This window comes from Bradyrhizobium nitroreducens, from assembly GCF_002776695.1.
In the GTDB taxonomy this organism is placed as follows: Bacteria; Pseudomonadota; Alphaproteobacteria; order Rhizobiales; family Xanthobacteraceae; genus Bradyrhizobium; species Bradyrhizobium nitroreducens.
Genome location: NZ_LFJC01000003.1, coordinates 7433865 through 7448389 on the forward strand (window position 1 = coordinate 7433865; position 14525 = coordinate 7448389).

At 64.0% G+C, this 14525-nt stretch carries 13 protein-coding genes and 1 pseudogene; 11 read left to right on the top strand and 3 right to left on the bottom strand.

Annotation, left to right across the window (positions count from 1 at the left end):
• Window positions 1-11: 11 nt before the first annotated feature.
• From TSA1_RS35175 to TSA1_RS35200, 6 genes are read left to right on the top strand one after another with little or no spacing between them, the layout of a single operon-like run.
• Window positions 12-1271 carry an extracellular solute-binding protein gene (locus TSA1_RS35175; RefSeq protein WP_100180319.1) on the top strand — a complete coding sequence of 420 codons (1260 nt, stop codon included), beginning with the start codon at window positions 12-14 and terminating at the stop codon, window positions 1269-1271.
• Between the two features lie 2 nt (window positions 1272-1273).
• Window positions 1274-2215 (top strand): carbohydrate ABC transporter permease, encoded by a 942-nt coding sequence (locus TSA1_RS35180; protein WP_100180320.1) that lies wholly within the window; start codon window positions 1274-1276, stop codon window positions 2213-2215.
• Window positions 2208-3056 carry a carbohydrate ABC transporter permease gene (locus tag TSA1_RS35185; RefSeq protein WP_100180321.1) on the top strand — a complete coding sequence of 283 codons (849 nt, stop codon included), beginning with the start codon at window positions 2208-2210 and terminating at the stop codon, window positions 3054-3056. Before TSA1_RS35180 ends, TSA1_RS35185 begins: the two co-directional genes overlap by 8 nt.
• A 22-nt stretch (window positions 3057-3078) precedes the next feature.
• Window positions 3079-4176 carry a Gfo/Idh/MocA family protein gene (locus TSA1_RS35190; RefSeq protein ID WP_100180322.1) on the top strand — a complete coding sequence of 366 codons (1098 nt, stop codon included), beginning with the start codon at window positions 3079-3081 and terminating at the stop codon, window positions 4174-4176.
• A 10-nt stretch (window positions 4177-4186) separates the two neighbouring features.
• Complete coding sequence (locus tag TSA1_RS35195) at window positions 4187-4831, top strand: ThuA domain-containing protein (protein ID WP_100181515.1); 645 nt, start codon at window positions 4187-4189, stop codon at window positions 4829-4831.
• Window positions 4828-5877 (top strand): LacI family DNA-binding transcriptional regulator, encoded by a 1050-nt coding sequence (locus TSA1_RS35200; protein ID WP_100181516.1) that lies wholly within the window; start codon window positions 4828-4830, stop codon window positions 5875-5877. The genes TSA1_RS35195 and TSA1_RS35200 overlap by 4 nt, the downstream gene beginning before the upstream one ends.
• 70 nt (window positions 5878-5947) lie before the next feature.
• Here TSA1_RS35200 and TSA1_RS35205 read toward each other — a convergent pair.
• The 3 genes and pseudogenes from TSA1_RS35205 to TSA1_RS39155 all read right to left on the bottom strand — a co-directional run.
• Window positions 5948-7225 (bottom strand): annotated as a pseudogene (locus TSA1_RS35205) (carbamoyltransferase family protein); the annotation flags it as partial.
• A complete protein-coding gene (locus TSA1_RS40205; RefSeq protein WP_174719213.1) occupies window positions 7162-8880 on the bottom strand; it encodes a hypothetical protein in 1719 nt (572 codons plus the stop codon). The pseudogene TSA1_RS35205 and the gene TSA1_RS40205, both read right to left, overlap by 64 nt.
• Window positions 8881-9293: 413 nt before the next feature.
• Complete coding sequence (locus TSA1_RS39155; protein ID WP_145984419.1) at window positions 9294-9584, bottom strand: hypothetical protein; 291 nt, start codon at window positions 9582-9584, stop codon at window positions 9294-9296.
• Between the two features lie 104 nt (window positions 9585-9688).
• Here TSA1_RS39155 and TSA1_RS35235 point away from each other — a divergent pair, with 104 nt between their 5' ends.
• The 5 genes from TSA1_RS35235 (at window position 9689) to TSA1_RS35255 (ending at window position 14525) form a co-directional block, all read left to right on the top strand.
• Entirely contained in the window at window positions 9689-11038 is a 1350-nt protein-coding gene (locus TSA1_RS35235) for an ABC transporter substrate-binding protein (protein WP_100180327.1), read from the top strand.
• A gap of 81 nt (window positions 11039-11119) precedes the next feature.
• Window positions 11120-11998, top strand: coding sequence for an ABC transporter permease (locus TSA1_RS35240; protein WP_100180328.1), 879 nt, complete (start codon window positions 11120-11122; stop codon window positions 11996-11998).
• Window positions 11995-12900 (top strand): ABC transporter permease, encoded by a 906-nt coding sequence (locus tag TSA1_RS35245; RefSeq protein ID WP_100180329.1) that lies wholly within the window; start codon window positions 11995-11997, stop codon window positions 12898-12900. The genes TSA1_RS35240 and TSA1_RS35245 overlap by 4 nt, the downstream gene beginning before the upstream one ends.
• Window positions 12901-12907: 7 nt before the next feature.
• A complete protein-coding gene (locus TSA1_RS35250; RefSeq protein ID WP_100180330.1) occupies window positions 12908-14014 on the top strand; it encodes an ABC transporter ATP-binding protein in 1107 nt (368 codons plus the stop codon).
• 19 nt (window positions 14015-14033) lie between these two features.
• Complete coding sequence (locus TSA1_RS35255) at window positions 14034-14525, top strand: (2Fe-2S)-binding protein (protein ID WP_174719214.1); 492 nt, start codon at window positions 14034-14036, stop codon at window positions 14523-14525.

Here is a 14525-nt window from a genome sequence, read left to right on the forward strand (position 1 = left end):
GGAGGAATGTGATGAGGCTGCTCGGGAAGCTGGGACTCGCCGTTGCCGCATGCCTGCTCGGGGCCAATTGGGCCGCTGCCGACACCACCGTGAAATGGCTCCACATCGAGGCCAACCCGGCCCAGGTGAAGATCTGGGAGGAGGTCGCGCGCAGCTATGAGGCGTCGCATCCCGGCGTGAAGGTCGAGATGCAGTTCCTCGAGAACGAGGCCTACAAGGCCAAGCTGCCGACCATCCTTCAATCCAAGGATCGGCCGAACATCATCTACAGCTGGGCCGGCGGCGTTCTGAAGACGCAGATCGAGGCCGGCGTGCTCGACGACATCACCGATCAGGTGAAGGGCTATGGCGACAGCCTGACGCCGGCGGCACTCGCGGCCTTCACCAGCAATGGCAAGGTCTACGGCCTGCCGACCGCGCTGTCTCAGGTCGGCTTCCTCTGCAACAGGGAGCTGATGGCCAAGGCGAAGGTCGATCCGGCCGCGATCAAGAGCTGGGACGATCTGCTCACCGCAGTGAAGACGCTGAAGGGAGCCGGCGTGACGCCGATCGTGGTCGGCGGCGCCGACAAATGGCCGCTGCATTTCTACTGGACGCATCTTGCCGTGCGTATCGGCGGCAAGGGCGCGTTCGACGCGGCGCTGCGCGGCGAGAATGGCGGATTCGCCGGCGAGACCTTCCAGAAATCCGGCGAGCTCTTCAAGCAGCTCGTTGATCTCCAGCCGTTCCAGAACGGCTTCCTCGGTTTCAAGAATCCGCAGGCTGTCGGCTATTTCGGCGACGGCAAGGCGGCGATGACGCTCGCCATCAGCACGGTCTATCATTTGCAGCGCGCGCTCGCCGCCGACAAGGTCGGATTGAGCGAAGACAAGATCTGCTGGTTCGACTTCCCGGTCGTGCCGGGCGGCAAGGGCGCGCCGACGGATACGCTCGGCGGCATCACCGGCTGGCTGATCACCAAGGGCTCGCCGAAGGAGGCCGTCGATTTCCTGAAATACTTCGTCTCCAAGGATGTGCAGACGCGCCTTGCCGCCGGCAATTTCATCATCCCGGTGGTGCAGGGGGCGGATGCCGGCCTCAACAATTCCTTCATGAAGCTGATCGCGGCCAATCTGGCGAAATCGAACTATCACCAGAACTTCTATGACCAGAGCCTCGGGCCCTCGGTCGGCCGCGTCGTCAACGACGTTACCGCCGAGATCGCCGGCGGCAGCATGAACCCTCAGGATGCGGCGAAGGCGATTGAAGCGGCGTGGAAGCAGGGTAACTGACGGTGGGGCGGCGGATCGCGATGGTGTCGGCGATCGACGTTGCCGGCGAGACGCCCTCGCAGGCCGCGGTCCGGGGCCCGCGGTGGGACGGACGCTTCACGGTCCTGATCCTGTTCCTGCCGCCGGCACTGCTGTTGTTCACGCTGTTCGTGGTGGTGCCGATCGGCGAAGCCGCCTGGTACTCGGCCTTCAACTGGAACGGCTTCGGCAAGCCGACCAACTGGATTGGCCTCGACAATTACCGTTTCGTGCTGGAAACGCGCGCATTCTGGCTCGCCTTGCGCAACAACGGCCTGATCATCGCAGTTTCTCTTGCGGTCCAGCTGCCGCTTGCGCTCGCTTTGGCACTGATGCTCGCGGAACGCTTTCGTGGTGCTGTGGCGCTGCGGATGCTGTTCTTCATGCCTTATATCCTGGCCGAGATCGCGACCGGGCTGATCTTCTCGTTCGTCTATGACGGCGACTATGGTCTGGTCGCTTCGATCTGGCGCACCTTCGGCGCCGAGCCGCCGCATCTGCTGGCCTCGACCGACACGGCGATGCTGGCGGTGCTGATCGTCATCGTCTGGAAATATTTCGGCTTCCACATGATGCTGTTCATCGCGGCCCTGCAGAGCCTCGACAAGAGCCTGGTCGAAGCCGCCCGCATCGACGGTGCGACGCGGACACAGACCCTGCGTCACGTCGTCGTCCCCTTGCTCTATCCGACCATCCGTCTCTCCGTGTTCTTCGCCATCGTCGGCTCGCTGCAGCTGTTCGACCTGGTGATGCCGTTGACGCGCGGAGGACCTGCGGATTCCTCCAACACGATGGTGAGCTTCCTCTACAACAACGGCATCTCCCGGATGCGGGTCGGCTATGGCAGCGCCATCGGCGTCATTCTGTTCATGATCTGCGTGACCTTTGCCTTCACCTACAAGCGATGGTTCATGCGCGATGAGTAGCACCGGGACCTCCCGCGCTCCGTTCGATCCGGCGGCCCTGTTCAAGGCGCTGTTCCTCGCGGCCGTCGCCGTCTTCGTGCTCGTGCCGCTGCTGGCGACCGTGCTCGGCGGCTTCAAATCGCTCGGAGAGTTGCGCGTCAACCCGTTCGGCCTGCCGCAGCACTGGGAGTGGCAGAATTACGCGGATATCCTGTTCTCCGCGCGCTACTGGCAGCTGTTGCGCAACTCGCTGGCGATCTCGACGCTGGCGGTGACGTTGACCCTGATCGTGGCCTCGATGGCGGCGTTCGCCTTCGCTCATGTCAGGTTCTACGGCAGCTCGATGCTGCTCAGCTATTTGACGCTCGGCCTGCTGTTTCCTGCCGCGACCGCGGTGCTGCCGCTCTTCATCAAGGTGCGCGATCTCGGGCTGCTCGATACCTATTTCGGCGTGGCGCTGCCGCAGGTGGCCTTCAGCCTCGCGATGAGCGTGCTGCTGCTGCGGCGCTTCTTCAAGGACATTCCGTATGAACTGCTCGAGGCGGCCCTCGTGGACGGCTGCAGCTACATCAAGTTCTTCCGTTACGTGACGCTGCCGCTGTCGCGGCCGATCCTGGCGACCGTCGGGACCATCACTTTCGTCAACAGCTGGAACGCCTATCTGTTGCCGCTGGTGATGCTCAACACCGATGCGCTCTATCCCTGGCCGCTCGGCATCATGGTGTATCAGGGCGAATACTCGTCCGAATGGCACCTGATCCTGGCTTTCATCACGCTGACCATCCTGCCGACGATCATTCTCTTCCTTCTGGCCCAGAAGCATATCGTCGCCGGTCTTACCGCAGGTGCGGTCAAGGGATGAGCGGACCCTTACGGAGATCACAATGAGAAAAGTGGGTATCGGAATCATCGGCTGCGGTGTCATCAGCACCGCCTACCTCAAGGCGGCGCAACGCTTCCCTGTCATGGAGGTCAGGGCGCTCGCCGACATGCGCAGCGACGTCGCCGAGCGCCAGGGCGCGGCTTTCGGGCTGCCGGCGATGCGGGTGGATCAGCTGCTCAAGCGCGATGATGTGGAGATCGTCGTCAATCTCACGGTGCCGCTGGCCCACACCGATGTCAGCCTCGCCGTGCTCAACGCCGGCAAGCACGTCCATTCCGAGAAGCCGCTCGGCATCGATGTCGGCGAAGCGCGCAAGGTCATGGAGCTCGCCGCCCGGAAGAATTTGCGCGTCGGCTGCGCACCCGACACGTTCCTCGGCGGCGGGCATCAGACCGCACGCAAGCTGATCGACGATGGTGCGATCGGCACGCCTGTCGCGGGCAGTGCGTTCTTCGGCTGCCCCGGCCACGAGCGCTGGCATCCGGCGCCGGGCTTCTACTACCTGCGCGGCGGCGGGCCGATGCTGGACATGGGGCCGTACTACATCACCGATCTGGTGCAGCTGCTCGGCCCGGTCGCGAGCGTGATGGGGTCGACCGCGCGGCCGCGATCCGAGCGCCTGGTCACCAGCCAGCCGATGAACGGCTCACTGATCCCCGTCGAAGTCTCGACCCATGTCGCGGGCACCCTCGAATTCGAAAACGGGGCGGTGGTCTCGATCACGATGAGCTTTGACGTGCCGAAGCACCGGCACGCGCCGATCGAGATCTATGGCGACAAGGGCAGCATACTGGTGCCGGACCCGAACCGCTTCGGCGGCGAGGTGCACGTCGCCAAGACCGGCGGCGAGTGGGAGGCGGTGCCGCTCACGCACGGTCACGTCGAGGGCGAGTTCCGTTCCATCGGCGTTGCCGACATGGCTTCTGCGATCCTGGCCAACCGGCCGCATCGCGCCAGCGGCGCGCTGGCGTTCCATGTCCTGGAGGTGATGGAGGCGTTCCAGACCTCGGCCGACGAAGGGCGGCGCGTCAGAATCGAGAGCCGCGTCGAGCGGCCGGCAATGCTGCCCACGGGGTGCGAAACCGGACAGATCGACTGAGGACATGACCATGCGCAAGGCAATGATTGTTTGGGGCGGCTGGCCGGGTCACGATCCTGATCTCTGTGCGTCGATGATCCGCGGCTGGTTGAAGGCCGAGGGCTTCGAGGTCCGGATCGAGACCACGACGGCCGCGTTCGCCGATCCGGCGATCCACGATCTGTCGCTGATCATCCCGATCTACACCATGTCGAAGATCGAGAAGGCAGAGGCGCTCAATCTCTGTGCGGCGGTCCGCAGCGGGGTCGGGCTCGCCGGCCATCACGGCGGGATGTGCGACGCGTTCCGCGATTCGGTCGACTACCAGTTCCTGTGCGGCGGGCAGTGGGTTGCCCATCCCGGCAACATCATCGATTACAAGGTCGACTTGACGAAGCCCGATGACCCCATCATGAAGGGTCTCAAGAGTTTCGAGCATCGTTCCGAGCAATACTATATGCATGTCGACCCCGCCAACGAGGTGTTGGCGACGACGACCTTCACCGGCGAGCACGCGTCCTGGATCGAGGGCGTGGTCATGCCCGTGGTGTGGAAGAAGCGTTACGGTGAGGGCAGGGTATTCTATTCCTCGCTCGGCCACCGCGCCTACGAGCTCGATGTGCCCGAGATCCGGACGCTGATGACCCGCGGCATGCTGTGGGCGGCGCGCGAATGACAGCCAGCGCGGCCCAGCCGGTCGTTCGTGCCACGCTCGAGGATGTCGCGCGGGCCGCGGGGGTGTCGCTCGCGACCGTGGACCGGGTCGTCAACCGGCGCGACGGTGTGCGCGCCAAAACGGTCGCTCGTGTCGAAGCGGCGGTGGCAAAGCTCGGCTATCGTGCTGACGTCGCGGCGGCGCGGCTTGCGCGCGGGCAGAGTTTTCGCTTCGCGTTCGTGCTGCCGAGCGGCAGCAACAGCTTCATGACCAACCTGACCGAGCAGGTCCAGCGCACCGCGGAGTGGCTCGCCGGCCAGCGCGGCTTCATCGACATTCTTCATGTCGACGTGTTCGATCCGGACGTGCTCGCCGGCGCGCTGGAGACTCTGTCGCCGGCCTATCAGGGCGTCGCCGTCATCGCGCTCGATCATCCCAGGGTGCGCGCCGCGATCGACGAGCTTGCCTCCCGCGGGGTCGCGGTGGTCACCCTGGTCTCGGACGCGCCGAGCGCGCGCCGTCTCCATTACGTCGGAATAGACAATCCGGCCGCGGGCCGGACTGCGGCGACGCTGATGGGACGTTTCCTCACCGGCAGCGAGGGCACGGTCGCCGTGATCGCGGGATCGCTGTCGCTGCGCGACCACACCGAGCGGCAGTACGGCTTCCACCAGATCCTCTCCAGCGAGTACCCGAAGCTGCGCACGCTCCCTGTCCTCGAGGGGCGCGACGACAGCGACCGCACGCGGGAGCTGACGGCGGCGCTGCTGGCGCGCCACGCCGATCTCCGCGGCATCTATTGTTGCGGTGCCGGGAACCGCGGCATCGCCGATGCGCTCGAGGCGTCGGGCCGCGCACGCGAGGTGGTCTGGATCACCCATGAGCTGACCCAGCACACGCGGCGTTTCCTGGTCCGCGGCACGCTCGATGCGATCATCAACCAGGATGCCGGCCATGAAGCGCGTTCCGCGGCGCGCGTCCTGCTGGCGCATTGCTCGGGCGAGCCCATCAGCCCGGACCAGGAGCGTATCCGCATCGACATTTTTCTGCGCGACAATCTGCCATAGTCAACCCGCCTGATGCCAGGACGTCCGCGCGGCTTGCTGCATCGCTGGCGCAGCGCCGCATGGGGCAAGCTCAGTCGAGCGTGAAGGCCGAACTGTAGTCGCGCTTGAGTGCGGGATCCTGCTGCTCTTTTCTCAGGATGCAGTTGCCGACCACCAGCACGTCGAGCTCGTTGCCCATGAAACAGCGGAAGGCATCCTCCGGCGTGCAGACGATCGGCTCGCCGCGAACGTTGAAGCTGGTGTTCACCAGCACCGGGCAGCCCGTGAGCGCCTTGAAACGCGACAGCAAACGATGGAAGCGCGGATTGGTGTCGGCGCTCACCGTCTGGACACGGGCGGAATAGTCGATATGCGTCACCGCGGGGATCGTCGAGCGCACGACGTTGAGCTTGTCGATGCCGAACAAGGCCTGCTCGTCCGCGCTCATCATGTGACGCCGATCGCTCCTGACGCCGGCGACCAGGAGCATGTATGGACTGTCGCCATCGAGCTCGAACCAGTCCGCAACGTCCTCCCGCGTAACCGCCGGAGCGAAGGGGCGGAAGCTCTCGCGAAACTTGACCTTGAGATTGAGGTTCTTCTGCATGGCGGGCGAGCGGGGATCGCCCAGAATCGAACGTGCGCCGAGGGAGCGCGGGCCGAACTCCATCCTGCCCTGAAACCAGCCGATCGCGAGCTGGTCGGCAAGGGCCGCCGTCGTCGTCTCTATCATTGCATCTTCGTCGAGGACATCGAAGCGAGCGCCGGCGGCGCACAGTCGCTGCTCGATCGCCTCTTGCGGGAATTCAGGTCCCAGAAACGCGCCGGCCATGCCGTCGCCAGCCACGGCTTGGCGCGGTTGCTGTCTGAACTGATGGTAGGCCGCGAATGCAGCCCCGACCGCACCGCCGGCGTCGCCGGCGGCCGGCTGAATCCAGATCGAGTCGAATTTGCCGTCCTGCAACACCTTGCCGTTGGCGACGCAATTGAGCGCGACGCCGCCCGCAAGGCACAGATTGCGCGCACCCGTCTGAACCGCAAGGCTGCGGGTCAAACGAAGCACCGCCTCCTCGAGGACAGCCTGGATGGAGGCCGCGATATCCATGTGGAAAGGCATGAGTAGTTGGTCCGGGCTGCGCACCGGCTGGCCAAACAGCCTGGCGAAGCGGTCGTTGGTCATCGTCAGCCCGGTGCAATAATCGAAATACGACATGTCGAGACGAAACGAGCCGTCCGCCTTGAGATCGATCAGCGAATCGAGAATGCGCTGCGCGTATTTCGGCTCGCCATAGGGGGCAAGGCCCATCAGCTTGTATTCGCCCGAATTGACCTTGAAGCCGGTGTAGTACGTGAAGGCCGAATACAGCAGTCGGGATTGCTGAAGCAATACATGTATCGCGGCGGCATGAGCCAGATGTACCACCGCCAGCTCAGGAGGTTGTTGCGGAAGGCCCTGCCGTTTCCGCCGTTCGTGCGAATCTTGTCGTCTTGCCAGTCCCAAACGCGCATGCCGCGGCTGTTGAACGACACCGGCTCCGATTGCCCGCGAAGTGTTGCGATCGCGTCGTGTACGGCCGTGGTCGAAAAAACCAGGCGGAATAGCTCTCCGACCTGAAACGCCGCCTTTCCGAGCGCTGGCCAACGCGACAGAAGTACGTCCGAATAATCGGCAGCAGGAAGTCCCCCCATCAGTCCCTGCTTCTGGCCGACGGCCGCGTAGTGCGAATAGCCGTCGCCGTATTCGCCAAGCGCCAACCGGACGCGTGCATCGGGATTTCTGGACAGATAGCCGGCTTCGTTCCAGCCGTCGGGCAGGAAGCCGCCCATCCGCTTTTCCGCACGCCCGGCCGCCAGATAGTGGTGATAGCCGTTCAGAAAAGAACCTTGCGAGATCTGATACTCGACGTCGCGGTTGACCTGTAGATATCGCCTGTCGTTCCAGGCTTTCGGTATGAAGCCGCCCTCGCGATGCTCCGCTTTGCCGGCGGCGAGATAGTGGTGATAACCGCTGACGAAGGTGCCGCGAGCGACCTCCGCTCTCACGTCGGGATTGACGCGCAGATAGAGTTCTTCGTTCCAGTCGGGAGGCGGGGTGCCATCCTGTCGGCCTTCGGCGCGCCCGGCGACAAGATAGTGGTGATAGCCGCTGACAAAAGTGCCGCGCCGAACCTCGGCGGCGACATCGGGATAGATTCGAAGATACCGCGCCTCATTCCAGCCGGGCGGCGGCACTCCGGTCTGCCGACCCTCGGCGCGTCCGGCAGCAAGATAGTGATGATAGCCGCTGACGAAGGTGCCTCGCCGGACCTCGGCAGCGACATCCGGATAAAGTCGAAGATAGAGCGCTTCGTTCCAGTCGGCAGGCGGACTGCCCTCCAACATCCCGGCAGGACCCGCGGCCGCTTCCGCGCGGGCGACGTCCCCGGGGACAGGCGTGGCAACGGATGCGGGCGGTTCGGTGGCGCCGTCCGTCCGGCGCTTTGCAGGCTCGGCTGTCAGAAAATCGGCGAAGGCCCGAACCCCGTCGCCGGAGAATCGACCCTCCAGGTAAGCCTGGTCGCGCGGAAAGAAGATATTGAATCCAAAGAAATCCAGGCCCACCACCGCTTGCTTAAGCGGTGCCACTGATTGTGCGTGGAGAAACGCCAGCATGACCTCGTAGCTGGTGGCCGAAGGCAGGCCGAAGTTGAAGACATTCTTGCCGTTCCATCCGGGATGCTGCGGATCGAGCGCGACCTCGGCGCGGGAGCTGCCCAAGACCACTGCGTCCGGCTTGATGCGGCGCACCTGATACGGCTTCACGACGGGGTCGTGATTTTCGTAGCGCGGCCGCACCACATTGATCCCCGCAATGTCAGGGGTTCCGAACAAATAGTAGGGATCGACCAAAACGACGAGCGCGCAGAGGGCGAGCGGAGGGACAGCTAGGAATGCAACGAATCCAACGGTGAAGCGTCGAAAGCTGGAACCGATTGGTGATGCGGGATCGGCGGCCTTGCTGTTCGCAGAGACGAATGCGCTCACCTTGGTCGTGGCTCTCTCGGGGGGACATCGGAGGTTGCAGCCAAACCTATCCAAGGACTCTACGAGGGTCAAATGGGCAAGAATGCGAGCAGGCGCGCGATCGGGCATCCCTTGGGTCGCTCGGGGCGATCATCCCGAGCAGGGTGGCTCCGGCGAGATGCCGGCGACGGCTTGCGTCGCCAAGGGCATCGTCGGCCTGGTCACGGATGCCGGCGTTCGCGACGGCCTTGCGGTGTCAACTTGTGCTGGTTAGGCGCCGGGGTAATGGCGGCCACTTCGGGCTGCCGAACGTCATTTTGTCGGCGCTGCATCGATGCCCGGTCGCTATCGCCTGTCGAATCCGCGAGAGCGACTGAAAATGGAGGAGCGGACGGTTACGGCGCTGTCTTCGAAATCGTCAGGAGCGTTAGCATCTATAGCGGCATGCCGACGGTGTTGACGTCGTTGAACAGCACGAACGGAGCCACGCCAATTGCCGGTTTGATCATGGACGCCGCGGGCAATCTGTTCGGCTCGACGCAGTATGAGGAGCTTTGACGAAAGGTGGGGCAGACCTCGAACAATTCGCCAAACGAAAGTCCGGAGAAGCTCCTCTCCATCGCGTTCGGCCCATATGCCGTGCCGCCTTCCTGAGCCGCGTGCTGCGCGGAAGTGCAGAGATTTGAGCCATTAATGGCGCTTATGTCGCAAATTTTTACTTCCAATTTTACTTCGCAAAATCCTGCCCCTAGCCTCGCGCGCAACTGATTACATCCGCAGCCGGTCAATGCCGATCGGCAAGCGTTCATCGTAACCAATGAGGGTTGCCATGTCTGACAGAGGTAAGGGGACATTCACTTCCGATCCGGCGGAAGCGAATGCGAGGCGCGCGAAAAAGCTGAGCCGGCGCACGCTGTTGAAGGGGGCGGCCGCAATTGCGGGCGCAGCCGCGGGGTCGGACGCGATCCGCGGATTCCCGACCATCTGGGCGCAGGAGATCAAGGACATCGAGCTGCGTCATGTCGGCGTGTCCTATTCCGTGGTGAAGGCGATCGGCGACCAGGCCGCCAAGGACCTCGGCTTCAAGGTGACGATGCAGAACCTCGACACCTCAGCCGCCATCAACCGCTTCATAAGCCAGCCTAATACGGTCGACATCGCCGACCTCGAGGGCTGGCAGGCCAAGCTGGCCGCCAAGCGCTCTGTGATCCAGGGCATCGAGGTCAAGAAGATCAAGGAGTTCGACAACATCCTGCCGATCTTCACCAAGGGCGAGATCGACGGCCACAAGATCCCGCGCCAGGGCATCTCGCCCTATGAGGCCATGTACATCTCCAAACCCGACTCCACCGATCTGCACGACGGCGTCACCGAGTGGGCGACCTTCCTGCCGCAGGTCTACAACGCCGACTCCATCGGCTATCGCCCCGACCTGGTCGGCCACGAAGTCACCGAGTGGAAGGACCTGATCGATCCCAAGTTCAAGGGCAAGGCCGCGATCCTCGACGTGCCCGCGATCGGCATCATGGATGCCGCGCTCTGCTTCGAAAGCGCCGGGCTCATCAAGTACGGCAACAAGGGCAACATGACCAAGGAGGAGATCGACTTCACCTGCAACAAGCTGATCGAGCTGAAGAAGCAGGGACAGTTCCGAGCGACCTGGACCACTTTCGACCAGTCGGTGCAGCTGATGGCGGCGGGCGAGGTGGTGATCCAGTCGATGTGGTCGCCGGCGGTCGCCGCCGTTCGCGTCAAGGAGATCCCCTGTGTCTACGCGCCTGTGAACGTCAAGAACGGCAAGGAAGGCTATCGCGGCTGGTGCAACGGCATGGGCCTGATGAAGCATCTCTCCGGCAAGAAGCTCGATGCGGCCTATGAATATCTCAACTGGTATCTGTCGGGCTGGCAGGGCGGCTTCGTCGCGCGCTACGGCTATTACAGCCCGGTGCCCTCGACCGCGAAGAAATTCCTCACGCCGGCCGAATGGGCGTTCTGGTACGAGGGCCAGCCGGCGCCGGAGGTGATCAACGATCCCTACGGCGTTGCGATGGAGAAGGCCGGCACCAAGCGTGACGGCGGCTCGTTCCTCGACCGCGTCAAGAACATCTCGTGCTGGAACACGCTGATGGACGAGGCGGCCTACATGAACAAGCGCTGGAACGACTTCAAGGTGGCCTGAAACCTGCTTCCCTGACCTGAACGATGCGCCGGCACGGCGACGCGCCGGCGCGACGAGACCGACTTCAAGGCACTCGCCGACATGCAGCCCAGTCAAAATCCGTCACGCGCAAATCTCGCCGGGTGGCTCTATGTGTCGCCGCTGGTGCTGGTGCTCGTGCCGTTCTTCGTGGCGCCGATCCTGGTCGTGCTGGCCGCGAGCTTCTTTGCGACCGACGGCTTCGGTGGGCTGACGCCGGGCTTCACGCTCGCAAGCTATTTCGAGGTGCTGCATTCGGCGCTGACGTTGAAGCTGTACCTGGCGACGATCAAGTTCACCGTGCTGACCTGGGCCTTCACGCTGATCATCGGTTTCTTCGTCGCCTATTTCCTGGTGTTTCACGTCCGCAACCAGCTGCTGGCGATCGGCCTGTTCCTGCTCTGCACGGTGCCGTTCTGGACCTCGAACATCATCCGGATGATTTCCTGGATCCCGCTGCTCGGCAAGGAGGGCCTGATCAACCAGGCGCTGCTGGCGACCGGCGTGATCCGTCAGCCGCTGGAAGTGCTGCTGTTCTCCGACCTCGCGGTCGTCATCGCCTATGTCCACCAGCTCACGATCTTCATGATCGTGCCGATCTTCAATTCCATGGCGCGGATCGACAAGAAGCTGATCGAGGCCGCGATCGACGCCGGCGCCAGCCGCTTCGACATCATGCGCCTGATCGTGGTGCCGATGTCCAAGAGCGGCATCGCACTCGGTACCATCTTCGTGGTCTCGATCGTGATGGGCGATTTCTTCGTGGTCAAGGTGATGTCCGGCGGCGGCTCGGCCTCCGTCGTCAGCGCGTTCTACGAGGATGTCGGCGTGCTGCAATATCCAACGGCTGCGGCCTCCGCCGTGCTGCTGACCCTGGTGCTGGTCGCTATCATCTCTCTGATCCTGCGCACGGTCGACATCCGGCAGGAGATCACGCGATGAGCGCGGTGCTTGCCGACATGCCGGAGACCGAATCCTCCAAGCCGGTCGCGCCTGCGACGACCAAGGCGATTGCCCCGAGCACGGGCGGCCGGCCCTGGACGTTCTACGTGCTGGCGACGCTGTTCGCGGCCTATGTGATCGCGCTCTACGGTCCGATGTTCTGCATCTACATCCTGTCGTTCCAGGACATCCGCGGCGGCCTCGTGTTTCCGATGAAGGGCCATTCGCTGCATTGGTTCGTCGATCTCTTCACCCAGGCGCGGACCGGCGACGTCAAGGGCTCGTTCGACCGCTCGATCAAGCTCGCCGTCATCGTCACCATCATCACGGTGGTGGTCTCGTTCCTCGCCGGGCTCGGTTTTCGCCGCCGCTTCCGCGGCGACACGTTCGTGTTCTACATGATGATCGGCAGTCTCGTGGCGCCCGGCCTCGTGCTTGGCCTCGGCACCGGTCTGCTGTTCCAGGCGCTCGGGCTCGACGCGGCCTGGTACACCTCGGCGCTGGGAGCGCAGCTCTCCTGGACCCTGCCGTTCGGTGTGCTGGTGATGTTCGCAGTGATGTCGCGCTTCAATCACGTCTGGGAGGAGGCTGCCTACGATCTCGGCGCCAGCCGCTGGCAGTCGATCCGTCTGGTGATGATCCCGGTGCTGGCGCCCGGCCTCGTCGCGGTCGCGCTGTTCGGCTTCACGCTGTCCTACGACGAGTTCGCGCGCAGTCTCCAGACCGCGGGCTCGCTGAACACACTGCCGCTGGAGATCTGGAGCATGACGCTGAACGTCACCTCGCCCTCGCTCTACGCGCTCGGCACCGTGACCACCATCGTCTCTTTCATCGTCATCGGTGCGAGCCTCGGCACCATCGTGTTGCTTCAGAAGAAGCGTGGCAGCCGGGCCAAGGGTTGATTCAGGCATGAAGAAAGATCGCGGCGATATCGAGCTGGCAGGCGTCTGCAAGAGCTTTGACGGCGTCACCAATGTGGTTGACGGCGTCAACCTTAGGATCGCGGACGGCGCCTATTGCTGCTTCATCGGCCCCTCCGGCTGCGGCAAGACCACGATCCTGCGCATGATCGCGGGGCACGAGGACCCCACGGCAGGCGAGATCGTGATCGGCGGCCAGAATGTCGTCGGGCTCGCGCCGGTGCAGCGCCGCACTGCGATGATGTTCCAGTCCTACGCGCTGTTTCCGCATTTGACCGTACGCGAGAACATCGCCTTTGCCCTGCGCGTGCGGGGGCAGTCCAAGGCCGATCGCCTGCGCGCTGCAGACGCCATGATCGAGAAAGTGCGGCTGACGCAGTTCGCCGACCGCCTGCCGGCGCAGCTCTCCGGCGGCCAGCAGCAGCGCGTCGCGCTGGCGCGCGCCGCGATCACCGAGCCGCGCGTGCTGCTGCTCGATGAGCCGCTGTCCGCGCTCGACGAGCAGCTCCGCGTCCAGATGCGCCAGGAGCTCAGGCGGATGCAGCAGGAGCTCGGCATCACGTTCATCCATGTCACTCACACCCAGATCGAGGCGATTGCGCTCGCCGATCTCGTCGTGGTGATGGAGCAGGGCAAGATCAAGCAGGCCGGTCCGGCCCGCGACGTCTACGCCCATCCGCATGATCGTTACGTCGCCGAATTCATGGGCGGCCAGAACGTGCTGTCGGGCCGTGTGGAAAAGGTCAACGGCGCAAGCTTCGTGCTCGCGCAAGCCGCCCCCTCCGGCATCGAGGTGCCCTTGCAGGCGCGCTCCACCGTGAGCGTCGGCGACAGGGTCGACATCGCCGTGCGTCGCGACGACGTCGCGCTGGTCCGGCCGGGCAGGGACCTGCCGCCGGGCTGCACCACGTCCCTGCCGAGCCGCGTCCTCGCGATCGAATACCAGGGCTATTTCGTCAAGGTCATGCTCGACACCGTGCCGGACGACGAGTTCGTCGCCTACGTGCCGGAGAAGACCTTCTTCGCGGATCCCTTCACCGTCGGCGATGTCGTGATGGCCACATGGGCCACCGGCAGCGCTTTGCCACTCGCCTAAAGACCCGTCGCGCAGGAGCATGACCTTGCAGATATCCTTCACCCTCAACGGCCGACCCACCACCGTCGATGTCGAGCCGGCCACGCTCGTGGCTGACCTCCTGCGCGAGCAACTCAATCTCACCGGCACCCATATCGGCTGCGACACCAGCCAGTGCGGTGCCTGCGTCGTGCATCTCGACGGCATTCCCGTGAAGAGCTGCACGCTGCTCGCCCCCGCGCTCGACGGCGCGACACTTTTGACCATCGAAGGCCTGCAAGGCGCGCCCGGCTCGAACCGGATGCATCCGATGCAGGAGGCGTTTCGCGAGCATCACGGCCTGCAATGCGGCTTCTGCACGCCCGGGATGCTGATGACCGCGGTGGCGCTCGCCACCGAGAAGCCTGATCTGACCGAGGCCGACGTCCGCCACGGCCTCGAAGGCAACATCTGCCGCTGCACCGGCTACCAGAACATCGTCATCTCGGTGATATCAGGCGCTGCCGCCATGAACGCCGCCAAGGGAGAGTGA